At 70.4% G+C, this 23,599-nt stretch carries 22 protein-coding genes and 1 pseudogene; 8 read left to right on the plus strand and 15 right to left on the minus strand.

Going from position 1 to position 23,599, the window contains the following annotated elements:
- The 8 genes and pseudogenes from ACSW7Y_RS06730 to ACSW7Y_RS06765 form a co-directional block, all read right to left on the minus strand.
- Positions 1-373 (minus strand): annotated as a pseudogene (locus tag ACSW7Y_RS06730) (adenosine deaminase); the annotation flags it as partial.
- Between the two features lie 132 nt (positions 374-505).
- A complete protein-coding gene (locus ACSW7Y_RS06735) occupies positions 506-1,804 on the minus strand; it encodes a thymidine phosphorylase (protein ID WP_438125546.1) in 1,299 nt (432 codons plus the stop codon).
- A 1-nt stretch (position 1,805) separates the two neighbouring features.
- Positions 1,806-2,300 (minus strand): cytidine deaminase, encoded by a 495-nt coding sequence (locus ACSW7Y_RS06740; protein ID WP_438125547.1) that lies wholly within the window; start codon positions 2,298-2,300, stop codon positions 1,806-1,808.
- Between the two features lie 19 nt (positions 2,301-2,319).
- Entirely contained in the window at positions 2,320-3,612 is a 1,293-nt protein-coding gene (locus ACSW7Y_RS06745) for an ABC transporter permease (RefSeq protein WP_438125548.1), read from the minus strand.
- The gene (locus ACSW7Y_RS06750; RefSeq protein ID WP_438125549.1) at positions 3,609-5,000 is read right to left on the minus strand and encodes an ABC transporter permease; all 1,392 of its coding nucleotides are present in this window, start codon (positions 4,998-5,000) and stop codon (positions 3,609-3,611) included. Before ACSW7Y_RS06750 ends, ACSW7Y_RS06745 begins: the two co-directional genes overlap by 4 nt.
- Positions 4,997-6,517, minus strand: a complete 1,521-nt coding sequence (locus ACSW7Y_RS06755) for an ABC transporter ATP-binding protein (protein ID WP_438125550.1) — start codon at positions 6,515-6,517, stop codon at positions 4,997-4,999. Before ACSW7Y_RS06755 ends, ACSW7Y_RS06750 begins: the two co-directional genes overlap by 4 nt.
- A gap of 77 nt (positions 6,518-6,594) precedes the next feature.
- Positions 6,595-7,668, minus strand: a complete 1,074-nt coding sequence (locus tag ACSW7Y_RS06760) for a BMP family lipoprotein (protein WP_438125551.1) — start codon at positions 7,666-7,668, stop codon at positions 6,595-6,597.
- Between the two features lie 198 nt (positions 7,669-7,866).
- Positions 7,867-8,982, minus strand: a complete 1,116-nt coding sequence (locus tag ACSW7Y_RS06765) for a mannose-1-phosphate guanylyltransferase (protein ID WP_438125552.1) — start codon at positions 8,980-8,982, stop codon at positions 7,867-7,869.
- 163 nt (positions 8,983-9,145) lie between these two features.
- Between ACSW7Y_RS06765 and ACSW7Y_RS06770 the strand changes: the two genes are divergently transcribed.
- From ACSW7Y_RS06770 to ACSW7Y_RS06795, 6 genes are all read left to right on the plus strand, one after another.
- Positions 9,146-10,384 (plus strand): glycosyltransferase family 4 protein, encoded by a 1,239-nt coding sequence (locus ACSW7Y_RS06770; RefSeq protein WP_438125553.1) that lies wholly within the window; start codon positions 9,146-9,148, stop codon positions 10,382-10,384.
- Positions 10,385-10,459: 75 nt separating this feature from the next.
- Positions 10,460-10,909, plus strand: coding sequence for a succinate dehydrogenase, cytochrome b556 subunit (gene sdhC / locus ACSW7Y_RS06775; protein ID WP_438125554.1), 450 nt, complete (start codon positions 10,460-10,462; stop codon positions 10,907-10,909).
- Between the two features lie 10 nt (positions 10,910-10,919).
- Positions 10,920-11,366, plus strand: coding sequence for a succinate dehydrogenase, hydrophobic membrane anchor protein (gene sdhD, locus ACSW7Y_RS06780; protein WP_438125555.1), 447 nt, complete (start codon positions 10,920-10,922; stop codon positions 11,364-11,366).
- Between the two features lie 41 nt (positions 11,367-11,407).
- Complete coding sequence (sdhA, locus tag ACSW7Y_RS06785) at positions 11,408-13,216, plus strand: succinate dehydrogenase flavoprotein subunit (protein ID WP_438125556.1); 1,809 nt, start codon at positions 11,408-11,410, stop codon at positions 13,214-13,216.
- On the plus strand, positions 13,216-13,989 hold the full coding sequence (locus ACSW7Y_RS06790; protein WP_438125557.1) for a succinate dehydrogenase iron-sulfur subunit: 774 nt from the start codon (positions 13,216-13,218) through the stop codon (positions 13,987-13,989). The genes sdhA and ACSW7Y_RS06790 overlap by 1 nt, the downstream gene beginning before the upstream one ends.
- A 24-nt stretch (positions 13,990-14,013) precedes the next feature.
- On the plus strand, positions 14,014-14,655 hold the full coding sequence (locus ACSW7Y_RS06795; protein ID WP_438125558.1) for a TNT domain-containing protein: 642 nt from the start codon (positions 14,014-14,016) through the stop codon (positions 14,653-14,655).
- A gap of 62 nt (positions 14,656-14,717) precedes the next feature.
- On the opposite strand, the gene ACSW7Y_RS06800 is transcribed toward ACSW7Y_RS06795, so the two are convergent.
- The 7 genes from ACSW7Y_RS06800 to ptsP form a co-directional block, all read right to left on the minus strand.
- Positions 14,718-15,353: a DUF805 domain-containing protein gene (locus ACSW7Y_RS06800; RefSeq protein ID WP_438125559.1), complete on the minus strand. Its 636-nt coding sequence runs from the start codon at positions 15,351-15,353 to the stop codon at positions 14,718-14,720.
- Positions 15,354-15,436: 83 nt separating this feature from the next.
- Complete coding sequence (locus ACSW7Y_RS06805; RefSeq protein ID WP_438125560.1) at positions 15,437-16,045, minus strand: DUF805 domain-containing protein; 609 nt, start codon at positions 16,043-16,045, stop codon at positions 15,437-15,439.
- A gap of 107 nt (positions 16,046-16,152) precedes the next feature.
- Positions 16,153-17,097: an NADP-dependent oxidoreductase gene (locus tag ACSW7Y_RS06810; protein WP_438125561.1), complete on the minus strand. Its 945-nt coding sequence runs from the start codon at positions 17,095-17,097 to the stop codon at positions 16,153-16,155.
- Positions 17,098-17,214: 117 nt separating this feature from the next.
- Positions 17,215-18,372 carry a mannitol-1-phosphate 5-dehydrogenase gene (locus ACSW7Y_RS06815; RefSeq protein WP_438125562.1) on the minus strand — a complete coding sequence of 386 codons (1,158 nt, stop codon included), beginning with the start codon at positions 18,370-18,372 and terminating at the stop codon, positions 17,215-17,217.
- Positions 18,369-18,806, minus strand: coding sequence for a PTS sugar transporter subunit IIA (locus ACSW7Y_RS06820; RefSeq protein WP_022907882.1), 438 nt, complete (start codon positions 18,804-18,806; stop codon positions 18,369-18,371). The genes ACSW7Y_RS06815 and ACSW7Y_RS06820 overlap by 4 nt, the downstream gene beginning before the upstream one ends.
- An 85-nt stretch (positions 18,807-18,891) precedes the next feature.
- Positions 18,892-20,430 (minus strand): PTS mannitol transporter subunit IICB, encoded by a 1,539-nt coding sequence (locus ACSW7Y_RS06825; protein WP_438125563.1) that lies wholly within the window; start codon positions 20,428-20,430, stop codon positions 18,892-18,894.
- A gap of 67 nt (positions 20,431-20,497) precedes the next feature.
- Complete coding sequence (gene ptsP, locus ACSW7Y_RS06830; protein WP_438125564.1) at positions 20,498-22,153, minus strand: phosphoenolpyruvate--protein phosphotransferase; 1,656 nt, start codon at positions 22,151-22,153, stop codon at positions 20,498-20,500.
- Between the two features lie 280 nt (positions 22,154-22,433).
- On the opposite strand from ptsP, the gene ACSW7Y_RS06835 reads away from it, so the two are divergent.
- Entirely contained in the window at positions 22,434-23,204 is a 771-nt protein-coding gene (locus tag ACSW7Y_RS06835) for a DeoR/GlpR family DNA-binding transcription regulator (protein ID WP_438125565.1), read from the plus strand.
- Between the two features lie 72 nt (positions 23,205-23,276).
- Positions 23,277-23,549: an HPr family phosphocarrier protein gene (locus ACSW7Y_RS06840; protein ID WP_022904964.1), complete on the plus strand. Its 273-nt coding sequence runs from the start codon at positions 23,277-23,279 to the stop codon at positions 23,547-23,549.
- Positions 23,550-23,599: the final 50 nt, after the last annotated feature.

Genomic DNA, 23,599 nt, shown 5'->3' on the forward strand with positions numbered 1-23,599 from the left:
GCGTCAGCCCGCCCTGCAGGTGCTGCTCGGGCGCCCAACGGACCTCGCCGTAGACGACGCCGTCGGCGACGAGGTCCTCGACGAACTCCTTCGCGACCCGGTGCAGCTGCGGCGCGGTCTGCATCACCGAGGTGGTGACGTCGAAGGTCTTCAGGTACTCGACGAGCGAGCCCGAGTTCGACTGGTCGGCGAACCACTCACCGAGCGCCCCGGCGTCGGTGGTCGGCAGCGCCACGCCCGCCTCTCCGGCAAGGTCGACGATCGTCGCCGGCCGGAGCCCGCCGTCGAGGTGGTCGTGCAACGACACCTTCGGCAGGTCGTTGATGACCGCTCCGGCGTCGGGCAGGCGGTAGGTCGTGGCGTCGGCGCTCATGCGCTCCAGGCTATCGGTGGTCACCGACCCTGCGCCGTCACCTGTGCACAACAGACGGACGAACGGGCTGGAGGCTCTCCACACCCTGGCAGAGAGCCCCCGACCGAGCAGATGGTCGGCGCGACGGCGCGGTCAGCCCGCGATGCGCTCCCGCACGATCGGCCCGCGGACGGCCGCGGAGGAGCCCGACGACCCGATCGACCACGCACCCTCGAGCGACTCGAGCGCCCGGTCGAAGCGCTCCGGCTCGTCGGTGTGCAGCGTCCAGAGCGGCTGCCCCGCGGTCACGGTGTCGCCCGGCTTGACGTGCAGCTCGATGCCGGCACCCGCCTGCACGGGGTCCTGCGCGCGGGCACGACCGGCGCCGAGGCGCCAGGCCGCGACGCCGAACGGCAGCGCCTCCTGCGAGACGAGCACGCCCGACTCCGGTGCGGTGACGACGTGCTGCTCACGGGCGACCGGCAGCGTGGCCGACGGGTCGCCGCCCTGCGCCGCGATCATCCGACGCCAGGTGTCCATCGCCCGCCCGTCGGTGAGCGCGGCGGCCGGATCGGCGTCCGGCAGCCCGGCGAGGGTGAGCATCTCGGTCGCCAGCGCGACGGTGAGCTCCACGACGTCGGCCGGACCCCCGCCCGCCAGCACCTCGACGGACTCACGGACCTCGAGCGCATTGCCGATCGTCAGCCCGAGCGGGACCTCCATGTCGGTCAGGAGCGCCGAGGTCTTCACCCCCGCGTCGTTCCCGAGGTCGACCATCGTCTGCGCCAGCTCGCGCGACGCCTCGTACGAGGGCATGAACGCGCCGGACCCGAACTTCACGTCGAGCACGAGCGCGCCCGTGCCCTCGGCGATCTTCTTCGACATGATGCTCGACGCGATGAGCGGGATGCACTCCACGGTCCCGGTGGTGTCGCGCAGGGCGTAGAGCTTCTTGTCCGCGGGTGCCAGGCCGGAGCCGGCGGCGCAGATGACGGCCCCGACGTCGGACAGGATCGAGAGCATGCGGTCGTTCGACAGCGCCGCCTGCCATCCCGGGATCGACTCGAGCTTGTCGAGCGTCCCACCCGTGTGCCCGAGGCCCCGGCCGGACAGCTGCGGCACCGCGACGCCGAACGACGCCACGAGGGGCGCGAGCGGCAGGGTGATCTTGTCGCCGACCCCGCCCGTGGAGTGCTTGTCGACGGTCGTCTTGCCGAGGGCGTCGAACGACATCCGCTCCCCCGACGCGATCATCGCGAGCGTGAGGTCCTTGATCTCCCGACGTTCCATGCCGTTCAGGAAGATCGCCATCGCGAGGGCCGCCATCTGCGGGTCCTCGACGTAGCCGCGCGTGTACGCGTCGACGAGCCAGTCGATCTCGGCGGTGGCGAGGGCGTCGCCGGAACGCTTCGTACGGATGAGGTCGACGGTGTCGAAGGGCTCGACGGCCATGTCAGTGCTCCTGCTGGTAGGTGACGAGCGTCCGCGGCCCGAACGCGTCGGGGAGGACCTCGTCGATGGTGCGGATGCCGGAGACGGTCTCGAGGAGCATGCCCTCGGCCGAGTGCTCGAACAACAGCTGCCGGCAGCGGCCGCACGGCATGAGGGTCGCCCCGTCGCCGTCCACGCATGTGAACGCGACGAGCTTGCCGCCGCCGGTCATGTGCAGCTGCGAGACGAGCGAGCACTCGGCGCAGAGCGTCACGCCGTACGACGCGTTCTCCACGTTGCAGCCGGAGACGACGCGGCCGTCGTCGGTGAGCGCCGCGGCGCCCACCGGGAACGACGAGTACGGCGCGTAGGCGTGCCGCATCGCGGCCGTGGCCGCGTCCCGCAGGACGCTCCAGTCGACGTCCGCGGACTCGGGACCGGCCGGGAGGCCCGTGGCGGCGTCCGCCCCGTCGGCCGGGGCGACCGCCTGGTCGCCGGAGGGGTTCGTGTCGGTCATGTGCCGTGCCTCCAGGCCGTCAGCTCTTGATGTAGGGCTTGCCCGCCGCGGCGGGGCCGCGCACCTGCCCGACCAGGCCGGCGACCGCGAGGATCGTGACCACGTAGGGCAGCATGAGCAGGAACTCGCTCGGGACGGGTGACCCCTGCACGACGCTCAGGGCGTTCTGCAGGTTCGACGCGAAGCCGAAGAGCAGGGCCGCGAGGGTCGCCCGGATCGGGTCCCAGCGGCCGAAGATGACGGCGGCGAGGGCGATGTAGCCGGCGCCGGCGGTCATGTCCTTCGTGAAGCCGCCCACGGCGTCGAGCGTGAAGTACGCACCGCCGAGACCGGCGATCGCACCGGCGAGCGACACGTTCCAGAACCGGGTGCGGTTGACGTTGATGCCGACCGTGTCCGCGGCCTGCGGGTGCTCGCCGACCGAGCGGAGGCGGAGGCCCCAGCGGGTCTTGAACAGGCAGAACGTGACGACCGCCACCGCGACGTACGCGAGGTACACCACGACGGTCTGCTCGAAGAAGATCGGGCCGATGATCGGGATCTGGTGCAGCAGCGGGATCTCGAGCTTCGGGAAGCGCAGACCGACGTTGAGCGTGGACTCGTTCGGCGAGAGCACCTGCGAGTAGAGGAAGCCGGTGAGCCCGGAGACGAACGCGTTGATGACGACACCGACGATGACCTGGTCGACGAGGTACTTGATGCTGAACGCCGCGAGGATGAACGACACCAGGACGCCCGCGACGACCGCGCCGACGAGGCCGGCCCAGGGGGTGCCCGTGACGGACGCCACGAGGGCCGAGGTGAACGCACCCGCGAGGAACTGGCCCTCGATGGCGATGTTCACGACGCCGACACGCTCGGAGATGACGCCGCCGAGGGCACCGAACACCAGCGGGACGCTCAGCCCGAGCGCACCGACGAGCATGCCCGGGATCGTGATCGAGTCGCCCGCGACGGCCCACGCCAGGAAGCCCACGACGAAGACGATCGCGAACAGCGCGGTCACCCAGAGGCGGACCCGACGGTTCGCACGTGTCTCGACGACCGCGTAGACGGTCGCGAGGGCGAGGAGCACGATGACGACGACGCCGGTCGCCGTGGACGGCAGCGGCAGGTTCGGCAGCGCGAAGAAGTCGCCCTTCGAGGACAGCCGGAAGGTCGCGGTGCCGGGTCGGTGCGCGACGCCGAACAGCAGCAGCGCGATCACGGTGAAGACGCCGTACCCGATCGCCGTCTTCCAGCTGCGGGTGGTCTCGAGGTCGCGGCCCTGGGCGGGCAGTGCGGGGACCGCGGTGGGGGTCATGGTGCTCACGCGGCGACCGCCTTCTTGCTCTGCTTGGTGCGGGTTCGGCGGCGGGCGCCCGGCTGCGGGATCCGGAAGATCGCGCGGACGAGCGGCGGGGCCGCGATGAAGAGGACGATGAGGGCCTGGATGACGCCGACGATGTCGATCGGGATGCCGTTCGCGGCCTGCATCGCGTAGCCGCCGTTCTTCAGCACGCCGAAGAGGATCGCGGCCCAGAAGACCCCCCACGGCTTCGAGCGCCCGAGGAGCGCGACCGTGATGGCGTCGAAGCCGATGCCGGCGTCGATGTTCGAGGTGAAGCCGCTCGTGACCGCGCCCTGCACCTGGTACGCACCCGCGATGCCGACGAGCGCACCCGAGATGAGCATGACCCAGACGGTGAGCGAGGGGACGCTCATGCCGGCCACCCGGGCGGCACGGGGGTTCTCACCGATCGTGCGGAACCGGAAGCCGAGTGACGACTTGTTGAGCAGCCACCACACGACGACGACCGCGATGATCGCCACGACGAACCCGAGGTCGATGCCGTAGCGCGGGCCGAACAGCTGCGGGAGCACCGAGCTGTCCTTCATGGCGGGCGAGATCGGGTTCGGGCTTCCCTTCGCCTGCAGCAGGCCCGGCGTGCGGAGCATGTAGCTGACGAGGTAGAGCCCGACGTAGTTCAGCATGATCGTCAGGACGACCTCGTTGGCGCCGGTGCGGGCCTTGAGGAGCCCGACGATGCCGCCCCAGACCGCGCCGCCGACGATGCCGGCGATGATCGTCAGCGGGATGTGCACGATCGCGGGCAGGTCGAAGGAGAACCCGACCCATCCGGCGGCAGCGGCGCCCATGAGGATCTGCCCCTGGCCGCCGATGTTGAACAGGCCGGCGCGGAACGACACCGCGATGCCGAGCCCGGCGGCGATCAGCGGGACGGCGTAGTCGAGCGAGCGGGTGATCGGGACGATGGCCTGCGCGAACGAGCTCGCACCGAAGTTGACGACCGAGCCCTGGAAGAGCGAGGCGTAGGCGCCGCCCACCGACGAGCCGATCGCCTGGAACGTGTCGGACGGGCGGGCGAAGAAGTACCCGGCGGCCGCACGGACGTTCTCGTCCGTGACGGCGATGAGGATGCCGCACGCCACGAGGGCGAGGACCACGGCGAGGACGGTGACGAGCACCGACCCGTTGACGATGCCCTGGAGCGCGGTGCTCCAGCGGTCGCCACCGCCGGCGCGACGCTCGGAGTCGGCGGCGGAGTCGGTCATGAGGTGGGGCGTCGCCGCCTCCTCCTGCAGACGGTCGTCGGTGACCGCCGCTCCGGGCTGCGCGCCGTCGTCGGGCTGCGTGCTGCGCGCGCTGGCCTCGGGCTGCGTGCGGCGTGCGCTGTTGTCGGGTGGCGTGGTGCTCACGCTGCCAGCTCCGTTCCTTCGGGCAGTTCGCCTGCCATCATGAGGCCGAGGACGTCTCGGGGGGTGTCCGCGGGAACGATGCCGACGATCGCGCCGCGGTACATCACGGCGATCCGGTCGGCGAGCGCCACGACCTCGTCGAGCTCCGTGGAGACGACGATGACCGGGACGCCGGTGTCGCGTGTCGCGACGATGCGCTTGTGCACGAACTCGATCGAGCCGACGTCGATGCCGCGCGTGGGCTGCGCGGCGACGAAGAGCCGGAGCTCGCGGCTGAGCTCGCGGGCGAGGACGATCTTCTGCTGGTTGCCGCCCGACAGCCGCCCCGCCGCGGTGGTGCGCGACGGCGTGCGGATGTCGAACTCGGCGATCTTCTCGTCGGCGAACGTGTCGCGCTCCGCACTGCGGATCGTGCCGGCGCGGACGAACTCGGTGTGGTCGGCGCGGTCGAGCATGAGGTTCTCCGCGATGGTGAACTCGCCGACGAGGCCGTCCTCCTTGCGGTCCTCGGGCACGAAGCCGACGCCCGCGTCGAGGATCTGCTTGACGGTGCGGCCCGTGAGCTCGGCACCGTCGAGCGTGACGTGCCCGGCGTGCACGGGCTCGAGTCCGAGGAGCGCCTCGGTGAGCTCGGTCTGCCCGTTGCCCTGGACCCCGGCGATCGCGAGGATCTCGCCGCGACGCACCGTGAACGAGACGTCGTCGACGAGCACGACGCCGGACGGGTCCGTGACCGTGAGGTGGTCGACGACGAGGGCGTCCTCGCCCCCGGTCGCCGGCGCCTTGTCGACGACGAGCGACACGGCACGACCGACCATGAGCGCGGCGAGCTCGTTGTTCGTCGCGGTGGGCGATGCCTCGCCGACGACCTTGCCGAGTCGGATGACGGTGATGCGGTCTGCCACCTCGCGGACCTCACGGAGCTTGTGCGTGATGAACACGATCGCGGTGCCGGCCTCGCGGAGCTGCCGCATGATCGCCATCAGCTCGTCGGTCTCCTGCGGGGTGAGCACGGCGGTCGGCTCGTCGAACACGAGCACCTTCGCGTCACGCGAGAGCGCCTTGATGATCTCGACGCGCTGCTGCACGCCGACGGGGAGGTCCTCGACCTTGGCGTCGGGGTCGACGTCGAAACCGAACCGGTCGGAGATCTCCTTGACCCGTGCCCGCGCGCCGGCGAGGTCGAGCCGGCCGCCGAACGTGGTCTGCTCCTGGCCGAGCATGACGTTCTCGGCGACGGTGAAGACGGGGACGAGCATGAAGTGCTGGTGCACCATGCCGATGCCGGCGCGCATGGCGTCGCCGGGGCCGTCGAAGTCCTGGACGGCGTCGTCCAGGAGGATCTCGCCCTCGTCGGCCTGGTAGAGGCCGTACAGGACGTTCATCAGGGTGGACTTGCCGGCACCGTTCTCACCGAGGAGGCAGTGGACCTCTCCCGGCTCGACGGTGAGCGAGATGTGGTCGTTGGCGACCAGCGATCCGAACCGCTTGGTGATGCCGCGGAGTTCGAGCTTCATGTCTGTGCTGCGCAGTTCCTCGTGTCGGGGCACGGGAATGCGGGCGAGGGATCGCTCCCCCGCCCGCATCCGTGGTGTTACTTGACGGTCGCTTCGGTCTTGACCGTGATCGAGCCGTCGATGATGCCGGACTTGATCTTGTCGAGTTCGCCCTCGAGGCCGCTGTCGACCTTGGAGGCGAAGTCGTGGAACGGCGCGATGCCGACGCCCTCGTTCTTCAGGGTGCCGACGTACGGCGTGCTCGAGAAGTCACCCTTGGCGGCCTGCTCGACGACGTCGCGCGTCGCGGGGCGCATGCCCTTCTCGACGGACGTGAACGCGATGTCCTTGTAGCGGGGGTCGGCCTCGTAGAGGTCGCTGTCCGCGCCGATCAGGACGGAGCCGTTGTTCGCGTCCTTGATGGCCTCTGCCGCCGACTGGTAGATCGGGCCACCGACGGGCAGGATGACGTCGGCGTCCTGGTCGAGGAGCGTCTGCGCGACGGCCTTGGCCTGCGTGCCGGCCTCGAAGCCACCGGTGAAGGAGCCCTTCTGGCTGTCGACGTCCCAGCCGACGACCTTGACGTCCTTCTTCTTCTGCTCGTTGAAGTACTTCACGCCGTCCGCGAAGCCGTCCATGAAGATGGTGACGGTCGGGATCTGCATGCCGCCGAAGGTGCCGACGACGCCGGTCTTCGAGTACGACGCCGCCGCGTAGCCGGCGAGGAACGCCGCCTGCGAGGTGTCGAACGTGATCGGCTTGACGTTCTTGGCCGTGATCGAGTTGTCGTCGATGATCGCGAAGTCGGTGTCGGGGTTCGCGGCGGCCTGCTTCTTCGTCGCGTCGGCGAGGTTGAAGCCGACGGTGACGATGAGCTTGCAGTTCTGGTTGATCAGCTGCTCGATGTTCGAGTCGTAGACCGTCGAGTCCTTGGACTCCGCCGACTTGTACGTCGCGCCGAGTTCCTTGGCGGCGTCCTGCAGACCCTCGTAGCCGAGCTGGTTGAAGGACTTGTCGTCGAAGCCGCCGGAGTCGGAGACCATGCAGGGACGGAAGTCGGTCTTCTTGGCCGAGGCGTTGTCGGACGGGGCAGCGGAGCAGCCGGCGAGCACGGCGACCGTGCCGACCAGGGCGAGGCCGCTGAGCGCGATCTTGCGGGTGCGGGATGACACTTGGGTGATTCCTCCGGGGGCGTTGGCCCGGAGCTGTGGTTCCGGGCGATCGTGGCGACAGTACACGACAGTCCGACCGGTACAGAACCCCTCCGATGCGGGCCTGCGAACGGTAACGGGATCGCGACCGCGCGGAAACGTGCCCGTAACGCGGGGCCCAGTGTCCGAGCCCCGTCAAGCGCTTTTCGTGGTGGAGCGCTACAGGACGTCGCCGCGGCCGCTGATCTTCAGTGCGTCCACCACACCCTTGACCCGCTGGGCGTTCTCGCTCGTGGTCACGAGCAGGGCGTCCGGGGTGTCCACGACGACGATGTCCTCGACCCCGATGAGCGAGATCAGGCGCTGGCTGTGGGCGACGACGATGCCGCTCGACGAGTCCGCCAGGATGCGGGCGCCGTCGCCGAGCACGGCGAGGTTGTTCGCCCGACCGCCGGCCTGCAGCTTGGAGAGGGACGCGAAGTCGCCCACGTCGTCCCAGTCGAAGTCGCCGGGCACGACGGCCATCCGACCGGCGGCCGCGGCGGGCTCGGCGACGGTGTAGTCGATGGCGATCTTCTCGAGACCGGGCCAGATCGCATCGACGACCGCGCCGCGCGACGAGGTGTCCCACGCGGCGGCGAGCTCCTCGAGTCCAGCGAGGAGTTCGGGCTTCGTCCGGCCGATCTCGTCGAGGAGCACGTCGGCGCGGGCGATGAACATGCCGGCGTTCCAGAGGTAGTTTCCCTCCTCCAGGTAGCCACGGGCGGTGTCGAGGTCGGGCTTCTCGACGAAGGACTCCACGGCGTGCACGGTCGAGGCGCCCTCGACGTCGAGTGCCTGGCCGTCGGCGTGGATGTACCCGAAGCCGATCGCCGGCTCGGTGGGGGTGATGCCGATCGTCGTCACGTAGCCGGCGCGGGCGGCGGCGACCGCCTCGCGCACCGAGCGCCGGAAGCCACGCGCGTCGCCGATCACGTGGTCGGCGGCGAACGACCCGATCACGACGTCCGGCTCGCGGCGACGGAGGATCGCGGCGGCGAGACCGATCGCGGCCGTGGAGTCCTTCGGCTCGCTCTCGAGGACGACGTTGTGGTCCTCGACGCCCGGCAGCTGCGACTCGACCGCTGCTCGGTGCGCCCGGCCCGTGACGACCATGATCCGCTGGTCGCCGGCGAGGGGTGCGAGGCGGTCCCAGGTCTGGCGCAGCAACGACGTCCCGGAGCCGGTCAGGTCGTGCAGGAACTTCGGCGCGTCCGCGCGCGACAGGGGCCAGAGCCGCGAACCGATGCCGCCGGCGGGGATGATCGCGTAGAAGTCGCTGAGCTCGTCGGTCACCCGCTCACCGTACCGGTCCGTCGCGTCGCTCCCTGGACGACGACCGCACGTTTCCCGCATGCGCGCTCCCGCAACCCGGCACGACCTGTTCACCCCCACCGTGTCCGCCGTTCACACGGCCCGCACCACCCGGTCACGGCGCACGCGGAGCATGGGACGCACCATGAGCGCACGCAGCGTGGAGCGCGGCACGTCCCAACGGACCGTCGCCGTCGTGACCGAGAGCTTCCTGCCCACCCTCAACGGCGTGACCACGAGCGTCATCGCGGTGCTCGACCACCTGCGACTGCGCGGCCACCGCGCGGTCGTCATCGCGCCGGACACCCCGGGCATCGCACAGCTCAGGCCGAAGGACCACGTCGAGCGGTTCAACGGCTACGACGTGCACCGTGTCCCCGCGGTGGCGTACCGCCAGTTCCCCGTCGCCCTCCCCCACCCCGTGCTCGACACGATCCTCGCCGCCTCCGGCGCCGACGTGCTGCACGCGGCGAGTCCGTTCCTGCTGGGTGGGCGCGCCATCACGGCGGCCGGGAGGCTCGGCATCCCCTCCGTCGCCGTCTTCCAGACCGACGTGGCCGGGTTCGCCCGCCGCAACGGCCTGACCGCGACCGTCCCGCTGGTGCGGAAGATCCTCGGGCGGATCCACGAGGGGGCGTCGCTGACGCTCGCCCCGTCGAGCGCCACCGCAGCGATGCTCGCCGAGGACGGCGTCCCGCGCGTCGCGCGCTGGGGCCGAGGCGTCGACACCGCGCTGTTCCACCCCGGGCGCCGCGACGCGGCGCACGTCCGTGCGCTGCGCCGGCGGCTCGCGCCGAACGGCGAGACGATCGTGGGGTACGTGGGCCGGCTCGCACCGGAGAAGGAGGTCGAGCGGCTCGCCGAGCTCGGCGGCGTCCCGGGCATCCGGGTCGTGGTCGCGGGAGGGGGTCCCTCCCGGCCGCTGCTGGAGCGTCGCCTCCGACACCTCGACGTCCACTTCACCGGTCCGCTGCGCGGCGACGCGCTGGCCGATGCCTACGCGGCCCTCGACGTCTTCGTCCACACGGGGCCCGCCGAGACCTTCGGCCAGACCCTGCAGGAGGCGCACGCGACCGGGCTCCCCGTCGTGGCACCCGCGTCCGGCGGCCCGGTCGACCTGGTCGCGCCCGGGCTCGACGGCGACCTCTACGACCCCGACGAGCCGCAGGCGCTCCGTCGAGCCGTGCTGCGCCTCCACCAGGACCGTGCACTGGCGGCACGCATGGGCTCCGCCGGCCGACTCCGCGTCGAGGGGACGACGTGGGAGGCCGTCGGCGACCAGTTGCTCGCCCACCACGACACCGCGCGGACGATCGGGGCTCCGCCGGCGGCGGCACGGGCGGTCCGGGCACGTTGGCACGAGAACGTCAGTACCCGCGCATAGGATGGGGGCGTTCCACAGAACACCAACGGCAACGGCTCGCCGATCGGCGGGCCCGTCCTACGGGAGGACTCGCTCATGGCCGAGCAGACCGGAGGGGGAACGGCAACCGCTGAACCCCACGTGACGATCGAGGCGCCACGCGCTTCTCGCACGCCGCAAGGGACCCTGTACCGGGGATCCACCGGCATGTGGTCGTGGGTCCTGCACCGCATCACCGGTGTCGCGATCTACTTCTTCCTGCTCGTGCACATCCTCGACACCGCGCTCGTGCGGGTCTCCCCCGAGGCGTACAACGCCGTCATCGGCACGTACAAGACGCCGCTCATGAACCTCGGTGAGATCGCCCTCGTCATGGCGATCGTGTTCCACGCGTTCAACGGGCTGCGGATCATCCTCGTGGACTTCTGGTCGAAGGGGCCGAAGTACCAGCGCGCGATGTTCTGGATCGTCCTCGTCCTCTGGGCGATCGCGATCGCGGGCTTCCTGCCGCGCCAGCTGATGAACCTCGTCGCGGACTTCCAGTAGGAGCGCACTGATGACCACGCAGACCATCGAACCGCCCCGCAGTGCACAGGCTGCCCGCCGGACCACCAACTGGGAGAAGTGGGGCTGGATCTACATGCGCGCGTCGGGCGTCCTGCTCGTCGTGCTGATCTTCGGCCACCTCTTCGTGAACATGGTGGCGGGCGAGGGCGTCAAGCAGATCGACTTCGCGTTCGTCGCCGGCAAGTGGGCGAACCCGTTCTGGCAGGTGTGGGACTCGCTGATGCTGGTCCTCGCGCTCGTGCACGGCTCGAACGGCATGCGGACGATCGTCAACGACTACGTCTCGAAGCCGGGCATCCGGAAGACGCTGCTCGTCGCGATCCTCATCGCGTGCGTCGCGCTGATCGTCCTCGGCCTCCTCGTGTGCTGGACGTTCGACCCCTGCCCCGCCGGTGCCGCCGCAGCCGACCTGCCGTCGTTCTGCCCGGCCCGCTAGCAGCTCCGAACGCCCGCTCCACCCCTGAACGAAAGACCCCCGTGCCTGCAAACACCCCGTCAGACATCACCGTGCACCACCACCAGTTCGACATCGTCATCATCGGCGCGGGCGGCGCCGGGATGCGCGCCGCGATCGAGGCCGGTCCGAAGGCGAAGACGGCCGTGATCTCGAAGCTGTACCCGACCCGCTCGCACACCGGTGCGGCGCAGGGCGGCATGGCGGCGGCCCTCGCGAACGTCGAAGAGGACTCGTGGGAGTGGCACACCTTCGACACGATCAAGGGCGGCGACTACCTCGTCGACCAGGACGCCGCCGAGATCCTCGCGAAGGAAGCGATCGACGCGGTCATCGACCTCGAGAACATGGGTCTGCCGTTCAACCGCACGCCCGAGGGCAAGATCGACCAGCGGCGCTTCGGCGGCCACACGCGTGACCACGGCAAGTCGCCGGTCCGCCGTGCCTGCTACGCGGCCGACCGCACCGGGCACATGATCCTGCAGACGCTCTTCCAGAACTGCGTCAAGCTCGGCGTGAACTTCTTCAACGAGTTCTACGCGCTCGACCTCATCATGGTCGACGTGACCGGCGACGACGGCGTCACCCGCAAGCAGCCGGCCGGTGTCGTCGCGTTCGAGCTCGCGACCGGTGAGCTGCACGTCTTCCACGCCAAGGCGATGATCTTCGCGACCGGCGGCTTCGGCAAGATGTTCAAGACGACGTCGAACGCGCACACGCTCACGGGCGACGGCGTCGGCATCGTCTGGCGCACGGGTCTACCGCTCGAGGACATGGAGTTCTTCCAGTTCCACCCGACCGGCCTCGCGGGCCTCGGCATCCTCCTGACCGAGGGTGCCCGCGGCGAGGGCGCGATCCTCCGCAACGCCTCGGGCGAGCGCTTCATGGAGCGGTACGCCCCGACGATCAAGGACCTCGCACCGCGCGACATCGTGGCGCGCTGCATGGTGCAGGAGGTCGCCGAGGGCCGTGGCGCCGGCCCGAACAAGGACTACGTGCTCCTCGACTGCACGCACCTCGGCGCCGAGGTGCTCGAGACGAAGCTCCCGGACATCACCGAGTTCGCCCGGACCTACCTCGGCGTCGACCCGGTCGTCGAGCCGGTGCCCGTGATGCCGACCGCGCACTACGCGATGGGCGGCATCCCGACGAACGTCAAGGCCGAGGTCCTGTACGACAACACCACCGTCGTGCCCGGTCTCTACGCCGCGGGCGAGTGCGCGTGCGTCTCGGTGCACGGCTCGAACCGCCTCGGCACGAACTCGCTACTCGACATCAACGTGTTCGGCAAGCGCTCGGGCAACAACGCCGCCGAGTACGTGCAGACCGCCGAGTTCCTCCCGCTTCCCGAGCACCCCGAGCAGGGCGTGAAGGACATGCTCGACCAGCTCCGCGCCTCCACCGGCACCGAGCGGGTCGCCACGCTCCGCAAGGAGCTCCAGGAGGAGATGGACAAGAACGCGCAGGTGTTCCGGACCGACGAGTCGCTCGCGAAGGTCACCGAGACCATCCACGAGCTCCGCAACCGGTTCCTCCAGGTCTCCGTGCAGGACAAGGGCAAGCGGTTCAACACCGACCTGCTCGAGGCCGTCGAGCTCGGCTTCCTCCTCGACCTGGCCGAGGTCGTCGTCTACTCCGCCCGCAACCGCAAGGAGAGCCGCGGCGGACACATGCGCGACGACTACCCGAAGCGCGACGACGAGAACTACATGCAGCACACCATGGCGTACCTGACGGGCGACCCGCACTCGTCGCTCGCCGACGACCACATCACGCTCGACTGGAAGCCCGTCGTGATCACGCGCTACCAGCCGATGGAGAGGAAGTACTGATGACCGACACCCTGGTCTCCGACGCCCCCCGCATCCGGACCGTGCAGGACGCCCCTCCCGGATCCTTCCCCGTCACGATCATCGTCCGCCGGTTCGACCCGGACGTCGACGACGAGCCGCGCTGGCAGGACTTCGACGTGATGATGCTGCCGACCGACCGCATCCTCGACGCGCTGCACCAGATCAAGTGGGAGCAGGACGGCTCCCTCACGTTCCGGCGCTCGTGCGCGCACGGCGTCTGTGGCTCGGACGCGATGCGGATCAACGGGCGCAACCGGCTGGCGTGCAAGACGCTCATCAAGGACCTCGACGTCTCGAAGCCGATCTACGTCGAGGCCATCAAGGGTCTGCCGCTCGAGAAGGACCTCGTCGTCGACATGGAGCCGTTCTTCGCGTCCTACCGCGAGGTCCAGCCGTTCCTCCAGGCATCCTCTGCTCCCGAGAAGGGCAAGGAGCGCGTGCAGTCCGTCGCCGACCGCGCCCGCTTCGACGACACCACGAAGTGCATCCTCTGCGCCGCGTGCACGTCGTCGTGCCCGGTGTTCTGGACGGACGGGCAGTACTTCGGCCCGGCGGCGATCGTCAACGCGCACCGCTTCATCTTCGACTCGCGCGACGACGCCGCGAACGTGCGCCTCGACATCCTCAACGACAAGGAGGGCGTCTGGCGCTGCCGCACGACCTTCAACTGCACCGATGCCTGCCCTCGTGGCATCCAGGTCACCAAGGCGATCTCCGAGGTCAAGCAGGCGATCATGCGGGGGAAGGCATAGGTCGCACCCGGTAGGCTCGCGCCCATGACGTTCGCGGAGACCCGCCCCATCCTCGACCAGCTCGGCTACACCGTCCGGTACGTGCAACTCCCCGGGGAGACCCTGCACGAGCCGCCGGTCGAGGGGGCGCTCCGCATCACCCAGGTGGGTGCCGCCGAGTACGCGCTCGAGGTCGTCGACTACGGCACCGCACGGCGCCTGGCGACGGCGACCGGCGAGGACGACGCGGTCGAGATGCTGCGTCGGTTCCTCAACCGACCGTTCCCGGCTCCGCGGGACGTCCCGCGGCACGAGCTCGACGGGCTCCGCGACCGCGCAGCCTCCACGTACCCGCAGCTCGCGCAGCAGGTGTCGCAGGCCGGCGAGCGGGGGCTGACCATCCAGATCCCGGCCGGCGTGCCCGTCGACCGCATCGGCGGGCCGGACGGCTACCTCCTGCACCCGCTCGACACCCCGCTCCCCCAGCGGTCGCTGCCGCCGCACGTGGCCTCCGCGCCGGAGACCCACCGCTACGTGGTGGAGCGGCCGTTCCTCGTGACGGTGCGCTTCGTCCAGCCCTGGTTCGACCAGCCCGGCGGTGCGATGCGCTTCGAGACGGCGGACCCCTCGGTCACCGTGCGCGACCTCGTCGTCGACGGCTCGCTCGCCCGCGTCCGCGTGGTCTGACTCCGTCCCGTGACGAACGAAGGGCCCTCCCGTTCGGGAGGGCCCTTCGTCACGTCGTCGGTCTAGCCGAGGTCGGGTCGGTCGTACTGCGCTCCGGTTGGGTTCGAGGGGAGGCAGCCGAGCACGATCCCCGCGACGGAGACGAACGTCCCCACGAGCCACACCGGCCCCGGCAGACCGGCGTCGTGCACTCGGCGCCACCCGAGGGCGATGTTCGGCACGAGGGTCGCGAGCCACCACAGGAACCACAGCCCGAGGAACACGAAGGCGAACGGGGACGGCACAGCCTCGCCGACGCTGGTGCCGTACGCGTCGGTCCGGGTGTCCCCGACGAGCGTCGCGATGAGGACCCCGTAGAACGCGCCGACGAGCACGAGCGTGACGATCGCGTTCGCGAGGACCCAGTACCAGTACTCACTCCGGCTGGCTCGGCCGTCGAACCGCGCGTACTTCCGGAAGAAGCGGGTGAAGGCATCGAGGAACCCGATGCCGTACCAGGGGGCCCACAGCGGCGGCGTGCCGTCCGGCCCGAGCGGGATCGGCGGCGGTGCCTGGTACATCGGGTACGGCTGGCCGTACGGCGGCTGCCCGTGCAGCGGCTGCCCGACCGGGTGCTGCGCGTACGGCGGCTGCCCGTACGGCTGCTGCCCGTACGGCTGCTGCGGCGGCCCCCACTGCGGTGTGCCGTCGTTCGTCATGGTCCAGTCCTCCCCTGAGCGCTCGTCGTGTCGATGACGAACGGCCCTCCCGGAGGTCCGGGAGGGCCGTCGTGGTCCGTCGCTCAGCCGCGCTGGGGCTGGTCGAACCGAGCGCCCTCGGGCTTCGAGGGGAGCAGGTAGAGGACGAGCAGGATGATGCCGCCCACGAACGGGATGAGCCCGAGGAAGAAGAACGGACCGGCGAAGTTCGCGTCGTGCAGTCGGCGCCACGCGATCGCGAGGTTCGGCACGATCGTCGCGAGGCCCCAGAGCCCGAGCAGGATCCCACCGATGACGAAGAGCGCCGACGGGGAGGTCATGACGGCACTCGTCGAGTAGCTCGTCGACACCGTCCGGTACTCGGACGTCGCCGCGCCGATGCCGTAGATGGCGTACAGGACGGCGAACACGATCACGTTCGCCAAGTACCACCACCAGAACTCGCTCCGGCTCGCACGCCCGTCGAAGCGGACGTACTTCTTGAAGAACCGCTTGATCGCGTTCGGGAACGAGATGCCGTACCACGGAGCCCAGAGCGGCGGCTCGCCGTTCGGGCCGGTCGGCGCAGGCTGACCGTACTGCGGCTGCTGCCCGTACTGCGGCTGCCCGTACTGCGGCTGCTGTCCGTAGGGCTGCTGCTGGCCGTGCGGGTCCTGCCCGTTCGGGTTCTGCGGCGGGTACTGGTCACTCATCGGGAAATCCCCCTGCTGGATCGGATCGGGTCGCCCCGGCGCATCACAGGGGCCTTGCCGAGTCAACCAGACGCACCGCTGGCTCGTCCGGCGCGTGACACCCCCGATCAGGGGACGAGCGCGAGCTTCCCGCCCGGGTGCTGCGACTCCAGCAGTTCGGCCGCGGCCTTCGCCTCGGCGAGGGGGAAGGTCCGGGCGACGGGTACGACGAGCTGCCCGTCGCCCGCGAGGTCGATGAGCCGCTGCCGCACGGAGTCCCGGAACGCCTTGCTCTCGGGCTGCGCGCCGCCGACGGCGCGGAAGCCCTCGGACTCTGCACGGCCGAACGCCGCGATGGTCACGATGCGCGAGCGGTCGGAGACGAGCGCGAGGGAGACGTCGACCGCTTCGTCGGTGCCGACGCAGTCGAGCGCGACGCTGACGCCGTCGCCGGTCCCGTCGCCGACGAGCGCGCGGACGCGGTCCTCCAGCCCGTCGCCGTAGGCGATCCACTCCCCACCGAAGTCCGCGACCACGTCGGCGTTCCGCTCCGAGGCGGTCCCGATGACCCGGGCCCCGAGCAGCCGGAGCTGCTGCAGCAGGCTCACCCCGACCGCCCCGGCCGCGCCGTGCACGAGGACGGTGTCGTTGCCGGAGGCCCGGGTGACCCGGAGCATGTCGGCCGCGGTGGTACCGGCGAGGAGGAGGTTCGCGGCCTCGGGGAACCCGAGCGACGCAGGCTTCGCGAACACGTCACGTGCGGACACGGTCAGCTCCTCGGCCCAGCCACCCTCGACGCGGAACGCGAGGACCTCGTCACCGACGGCTCCCCCGCCCGAGGCGATCTCGGTGTCCGGCCCGATCGCGCTGATGGTGCCGGCGACCTCGTAGCCGACGGCGATCGGCAGGTCGGACGGGTCGCCCTGGCGGGTGTGCTTCGTGTCGGCGGGGTTCATGCCGGCGGCGCGGACCGAGATCGTGACCTCGCCGGGTCCCGGAGCGGGCACCTCGGTGTCGGTGAACTCGAGGACCTCGCTGCCGCCGAACCGCGGTGCCACCCAGTGCTTCGTCATGCGCCCGACGCTACGCGCTGCGTCCGCGAGCGGCCGCACCGTGCGACGCACCTGCAGACGGACTGGAGGCACGGTGCCAGCTGGCACCGTGCCTCCAGTCCGGAGCCGCGGACGTCGTCAGCCGCGCGCCTGGCGCACCCGGTCAGCGAACGCTGCGTGCAGCGGGTGCTGCTCGTCGAGCCCGGTGATCTCCGTGGTGACCTCGCCGTCGGTCTTGTCCGACCGCAGCAGCTCCTGGAGCTGGACACTCTGCTCGTCGTCCGCGACGTCGAAGCGGAGTGCCGCGCCCATCGCGTCGAGCAGCGCCGTCGGCTCGGTGCCGTCCTCGGCGAGGGCCGCGGCCGGCGAGACGAAGCGCTCGTCGCGGGAGAGCTTGCGGAGCGGCTGCCGCCCGACACGGGTGACGGTGTCGGGCAGGTGCGGGTTCTCGAACCGGGCGATGATCGCCTCGACGTAGGCGCGGTGCACCTCGGGGTCGAGCTCGTGGCGACGGACGAGCAGGTCGCTCGTCTCGGCGAGGACGGACTCGAGCTCGGACCGCACCGCGGGGATCGCGATCGCGTCGGCGATCTTGTCCGCACCCGCGAGGTAGCCGTGGTACGCGACGGTCGCGTGGCCGGTGTTGACGGTGAAGAGCTTCCGCTCGATGGACGCGGCGAGCCCGTCGACGTAGTGCGCACCGGGGATGTCGGGCTCGGAGCCGTTGAACGGGGTCCGGTCGATGGCCCACTCGAAGTAGGTCTCGACGGTGACGTCGAGTCCGGCACCCTCGGGCTGCGCGGGGACGATGCGGTCGACGGCGGTGTTCGCGAAGACGGCCTTGGCGAGTGCCTGGTCGCGGGTCTCGGCGGGCAGGGCCTCGACGATGAACTCGCGGAGCCGGTCGGTCGCGTTGATCGCGTTCTCGCACGCCATGACGGCGAGCGGCGGTGCACCCGCGTCGCGCTGCTGGAGACCGGCGGCGATCACCGGCGCGATGAACTTCAGCACGTTCGGGCCGACGGCGCAGGTGACGACGTCAGCCGAGGCGACCTCGGCGATGACGCCCTGCTCGTCCTGCGCGCTGTTCAGCGCGCGGAAGCCGGTGACCTCGTGGTCCTTCGCGTCCTGGCCGACCTCGTGCACGGTGTACGAGTCGGCGGCGGCGAGGGCGTCGATGAGGGGCGCGGCGACGTCGGCGAAGACGACCTCGTACCCGGCCTCGTGCAGGAGCAGGCCGACGAAACCGCGGCCGATGTTGCCCGCGCCGAAGTGGACGGCGGTGCGGTCGCTCACTCGTTGACCTCGCCGAGGATCGACAGGATCGCGGCGGTGTCCGGCGCGTCGGTCAGCTTCTGGACCTCGTCCTCGTCGGAGAACACGATCGCGATCTTCGAGAGGATGTCGAGGTGCTCGTTGTTGACGCCGGCGATTCCGACGACGAAGCGGACGGGGTTGCCGTCCCAGTCGATCGGGGTGGCGTAGCGGATGAACGACAGCGCCGACGACTTGATGGCGTCCTTCGCGTCGTTGGTGCCGTGCGGGATGGCGAGGAAGTTGCCCATGTACGTCGAGACGCTCTTCTCGCGCTCGAGCATCGCCGGGTAGTAGTCCGCGGTGACCGCGCCCGCAGCCTCGAGGATCTCGGCAGCCTCCTTCATCGCCTCCGACTTGGTCGGGGCGGTGTCCTCGGTGTGGATCCGGATCTGGCTCTCCTGCAGGACGGGCATCGGCGTTCTCCTTGCTTCGTGACGTGGCGTCGTGGACGTGTGGAGGGGACGAGCCGCGGCCCGTCCCCTCCGATACTGCACTTGGTTACTGGTTCTTGAGCTGCTCGACGACCTCGTCGTACTGCGGCGCGTTCATGAAGTTGCCGACGGACACGTGCTGCGCCCCCGGGTTCTTCTGCCGAGCACGGTCGGTGAGCTCCTCCTGCGTGATGATGAGGTCCTCGGTGCCGTCGAGGTTCGCGATCGCCTTGTTGACGACCGTGACCCCTTCGATGCCGGCCTTCTTCACCTTGTTGCGGAGGACGCTGGCACCCATGGCGCTGGAACCCATGCCGGCGTCGCAGGCGAACACGACGTTCTCCACGCGGGTCGCCGTCGCGGTCGATGCCGAGCCGACGCCGCCGAGCGAGGCTTCGGCCTCCTCGTCGTTCGCCGGGGCGGTGCTGCCGAACAGGCCGGCGGTCGCGGCGTTGACGTCGCGGCCCTTGTTCGCCTGGAGCTTCGCCATCGCGGCACTCATGTCGCCGCCCCCGTTCGCGAGGTCACGCTTCCGGCTGGCGAGCAGGAAGAAGGACGCCACGGCGAAGGTCACGCCGGCGGACAGGACGACGGAGAGGATCACACCGAGGTAGCTGTCGCGGGAGGTGTTGAACAGGACGGCCAGGATCGAGCCGGGCGACGCGGGTGCGGTCAGGCCCGAGTTGAAGATGACGTTCGTCAGGACGCCGGTGCCACCGCCGAGGATGACGGCGAGGAACAGGACCGGCTTCTGCAGCACGTACGGGAAGTAGATCTCGTGGATGCCGCCGAAGAACTGGATGATGATCGCGCCGGGAGCGGTCGAGCGGGCGATGCCGACACCGAAGAAGGTGAACGCGAGCAGGATGCCGAGACCCGGGCCGGGGTTCGCCTCGAGCAGGAACAGGATGCTCTTGCCGGACTCCTTGACCTGCTGCGCACCGAGCTGGTCGAGCACGCCGTGGTTGATGGCGTTGTTGAGGAAGAACACCTTCGCCGGCTCGATGAAGACGCTCGCGAGCGGCAGCAGCGAGTGCTGGATCAGGAACTCCACCGCTGCACCGAGCGCGAGGGCGATGCCGGTGAAGAGCTTCGACAGCCAGAAGAACCCGGCCATGAACAACCCGAAGCCGAGGATGCCGGCCGCGTAGTTGTTGACGAGCATCTCGAAGCCCGGCTTGATCTTGCCGTCCCAGATGCGGTCGACCTGCTTGATGATGTACGCGCCGAGCGGGCCGCAGATCATCGCGCCGAGGATCATCGTCGTGTCGGAGCCGAGGATGACACCCATCGCGAAGATCGAGCCGACGACCGCGCCGCGGATGTCGTAGACCATCCGGCCACCCTGGATCGCGATCGCGAGCGGGATGAGGTAGGTCAGGATCGGGCCGACGACACCGACGACGCTGCCGTCCTTCGAACCGCCGAGCGCAGCGACCGGGGTCCAGCCCGTCGGGATGAAGAACGCGGTGATGATGCCCCACGCGATGAAGATCGCGATGTTCGGCATGACCATGCCGGAGAGGAACGTGCCGAACTTCTGGACGCGGACGCGCCCCTGCCCCCGCGTGGGGGCGCCCGGCGATGCAACGGACGACGTTGTCATGTGCGGTGACTTTCTGTGAGGGATGCTGCAGTGGTGGTGTTGGGCTTGCTGCGGTGGTGCTGCTTGCTCAGACGGCGTGTGCCGCGGCCGCGGCGGACTTCGCGGCCGCCGCCGTGCTCGCGGCGAGTGCCGCCTTCGCCATCTCGCGGGCCTGGTCGAGCGTGTGCTTGCCGAGCTCGGCGCGCACGTCGGCGAGGGCCGCGGGGGTCATGGACAGGGTGGTGGCTCCCAGGCCGACGAGCACGACGGCGAGGAGCGGGTCGGCCGCGGCCTCACCGCAGATGCCGACGGCCTTGCCGGCGTCGGCCCCTGCGGAGCCGAGCTGCGCGACGAGGCGCAGGACGGCGGGGTGCCACGGGTCCTGGTAGGACGCGACGGTGCCGAGCATGCGGTCGGCGGCCATCGTGTACTGGGTCAGGTCGTTCGTGCCGATCGACACGAAGTCGGCGGAGGTGAAGACCTGCTCGGCCATGAGGGCGAGCGACGGGACCTCGGCCATCACGCCGGCGGTGCGGATGCCGAGCTCGCGGGCGAGCCCGACGAAGTACTCGGTCTCCTCGGCGTCGGCGACCATCGGGGCCATGACCCAGAGGTCCGCCTCGGTCTCGGCGTCGGCCTGCGCGAGCGCGGTGAGCTGGTCGCGCAGGACCTCCTCGTGGTTCCGCAGCGCGCGGAGCCCGCGGCGGCCGAGCGCCGGGTTCTCCTCGTCCTTGTCGGTGAGGAACGGCAGCGGCTTGTCGGCGCCGGCGTCGAGCGCGCGGACGACGACCTTCTTGCCGGGGAACGCCTCGAGCAGGCGCTTGTAGGACTCCTGCTGCTCGGCGACGGTCGGGGCCTTCGGCGAGTCGAGGAAGAGGAACTCGGTGCGGAAGAGCCCCACGCCCTCCGCACCGAGAGCGACGGCGCCCGCGGCGTCGGCGGGGCTGCCGAGGTTCGCGAGCAGGGGCACGGTGTGGCCGTCGGCCAGGGCACCGGCGGTGAGGGGGGCCTCGGCGGCGGCGAGGCGGTCGGCGATGCGCTGCTCCACCTCGGCGACGAGCTCCGCGGACGGCTCGGTGACGACGGTGCCGGCGGCGGCGTCGACGACGACCTCGGTGCCGTCGGCGAGCTGCTCGGCACCCGTGACGCCGACGATCGCGGTGATGCCCTTGGCCCGGGCGAGGATCGCGGTGTGCGAGGTCGGACCGCCGTCACGGGTGACGAGCGCGAGCACCTTGTCGAGGTCGAGGAGCGCGGTGTCCGCCGGCGCGAGGTCGCGGGCGACGAGCACGAAGGGGGTGTCCGACTCGGGGACGCCCGGGGCCGGCACTCCACGGAGCTTGGCGATGATGCGCTGCGCGACGTCGTCGAGGTCCGCCGCACGCTCCCCCATGTACCCGCCCATCTGGACGAGGAGGTCGCGGAACTGACCGAACGCCTCGAAGACCGCGCGCTCGGCGTTGGTGCCGCCGTCGATGCGGGCGTGCACGTCGTCGAGCAGTGTCGGGTCCTGCGCCATGAGCGCCTGCGCCTCGAGCACGGCCTGGGCGTCTCCGCCGGCGAGCTGCCCGCGCTTGTTGAGGTCCTCGGCCACCGCGGCGAGCGCCCCGGCGACTGCCTGCTTCGCGTCGTCCGCCGAACCGACCAGTGCGTCCTGCGACGGAGCGCCGAGCGGGTCCGCCATCCGGAGGACCGGTCCGTGGGCGACGCCACGGCCGACGCCGGTGCCGAGCAGTTCGGACATTCGAGACTCCTTCATCTCACGCGCGGTGGGGCGGTGCGGTGCGGTGGTGCGGTGGGTGCCGCGGTCGAGCGACTGGGAGCACACTACATCGATCCTCGTTGACAAACAAACACATCCGGGGATAAAAATGCAGAAACAGATGCCCGTTTGCGTCTGGCGTCCAGAACGAAACGGGCATCGCGGATCGAGACGTGCCCGAGCATGTCCGTTCCGGCCCGATCATCCCGATCCCCCCCCGATCACCCGCCCGCACGACCCGCACGAGACGACGAGGCTCACGATGTACGCACCCGAGCGCCACCAGCGCATCGTGGAACAGGCCCGCGCCCAGGGGCGGGTCGACGTGAAGGACCTCGCCGAGTCGCTCGAGGTGACCCCGGAGACCATCCGCCGTGACCTCACGAGCCTCGAGCGCCGCGGGCTGGTCCGACGGGCGCACGGCGGTGCGATCCCGGTCGAGCGCATCACGCTGCACCCCGGGGTCGGCGACCGTGGCGGCATCAACCAGTCCGAGAAGATGGTCATCGCCCAGGCTGCCCTCGAGGAGCTGCCCGAGAACGGCTCGATCATGATCGACGCCGGCACGTCGACCATCTGCCTCGCCGAGATGCTCCCCACCGACCGCGGTCTGACGGTGGTGACGCACTCGCTGCCGGTCGCGATGGCAGTGGCGAACCGGCAGGGCCTCGACCTGCACCTGCTGGGCGGCAACATCCGGAGCGACTCGCTCGCGGGCGTCGGCACCTGGACGCACCAGCTCATCGGCATGGTGAGCGTCGACGTCGCGTTCATCAGCATCAACGGCATCACGCCGGAGCGCGGACTCACGACCCACAACATGGCCGAGGCCGCCGTGAAGTCCGCCATGATCAAGTCGGCTCGGCGGAGCATCCTGCTCGCCGACCACACGAAGTTCGGCCGCGAGGAGTTCGGCCGCGTCGCGCCCCTCGCCGCGATCGACACGATCATCACCGACCCCGGTGTCAACGCCGACCTCGTCCGCGAGGTCGAGGCCGCCGGCACCGAGGTGTTCTGGCCCGGTCGTTCCTGACCGCTGCCGGGACCCGCCCCACCCGGCGCTCGCTACCATGAGCGCCACCACCCATCGACAGGAGTCCATTCGATGTCCGAAGCCACCCGCACCGTCACCGTCGCCAGCGCGTCCGGCCTGCACGCCCGCCCCGCGTCCTTGTTCGTCCAGACCGTGACCGCGTCCGGCCACCAGGTCACCATCGCGAAGGGCGACAAGTCCGGCAACGCCGGCAGCATCCTCGCGCTGCTCGGCCTCGGCATCGAGAACGGCGACGAGGTCACCCTCACGGTGTCCGGCGACGACGCCGAGAAGACCGCCGACGACCTCGTCGAGTTCCTGCAGACGGACCACGACGCGGCCTGACGGCGCGGGTCGCGTCCTCGACGCGACCACCGGACGGACGGGAGGCGCGG

This window comes from Curtobacterium flaccumfaciens, from assembly GCF_051548005.1.
Classification (GTDB): Bacteria; Actinomycetota; Actinomycetes; order Actinomycetales; family Microbacteriaceae; genus Curtobacterium.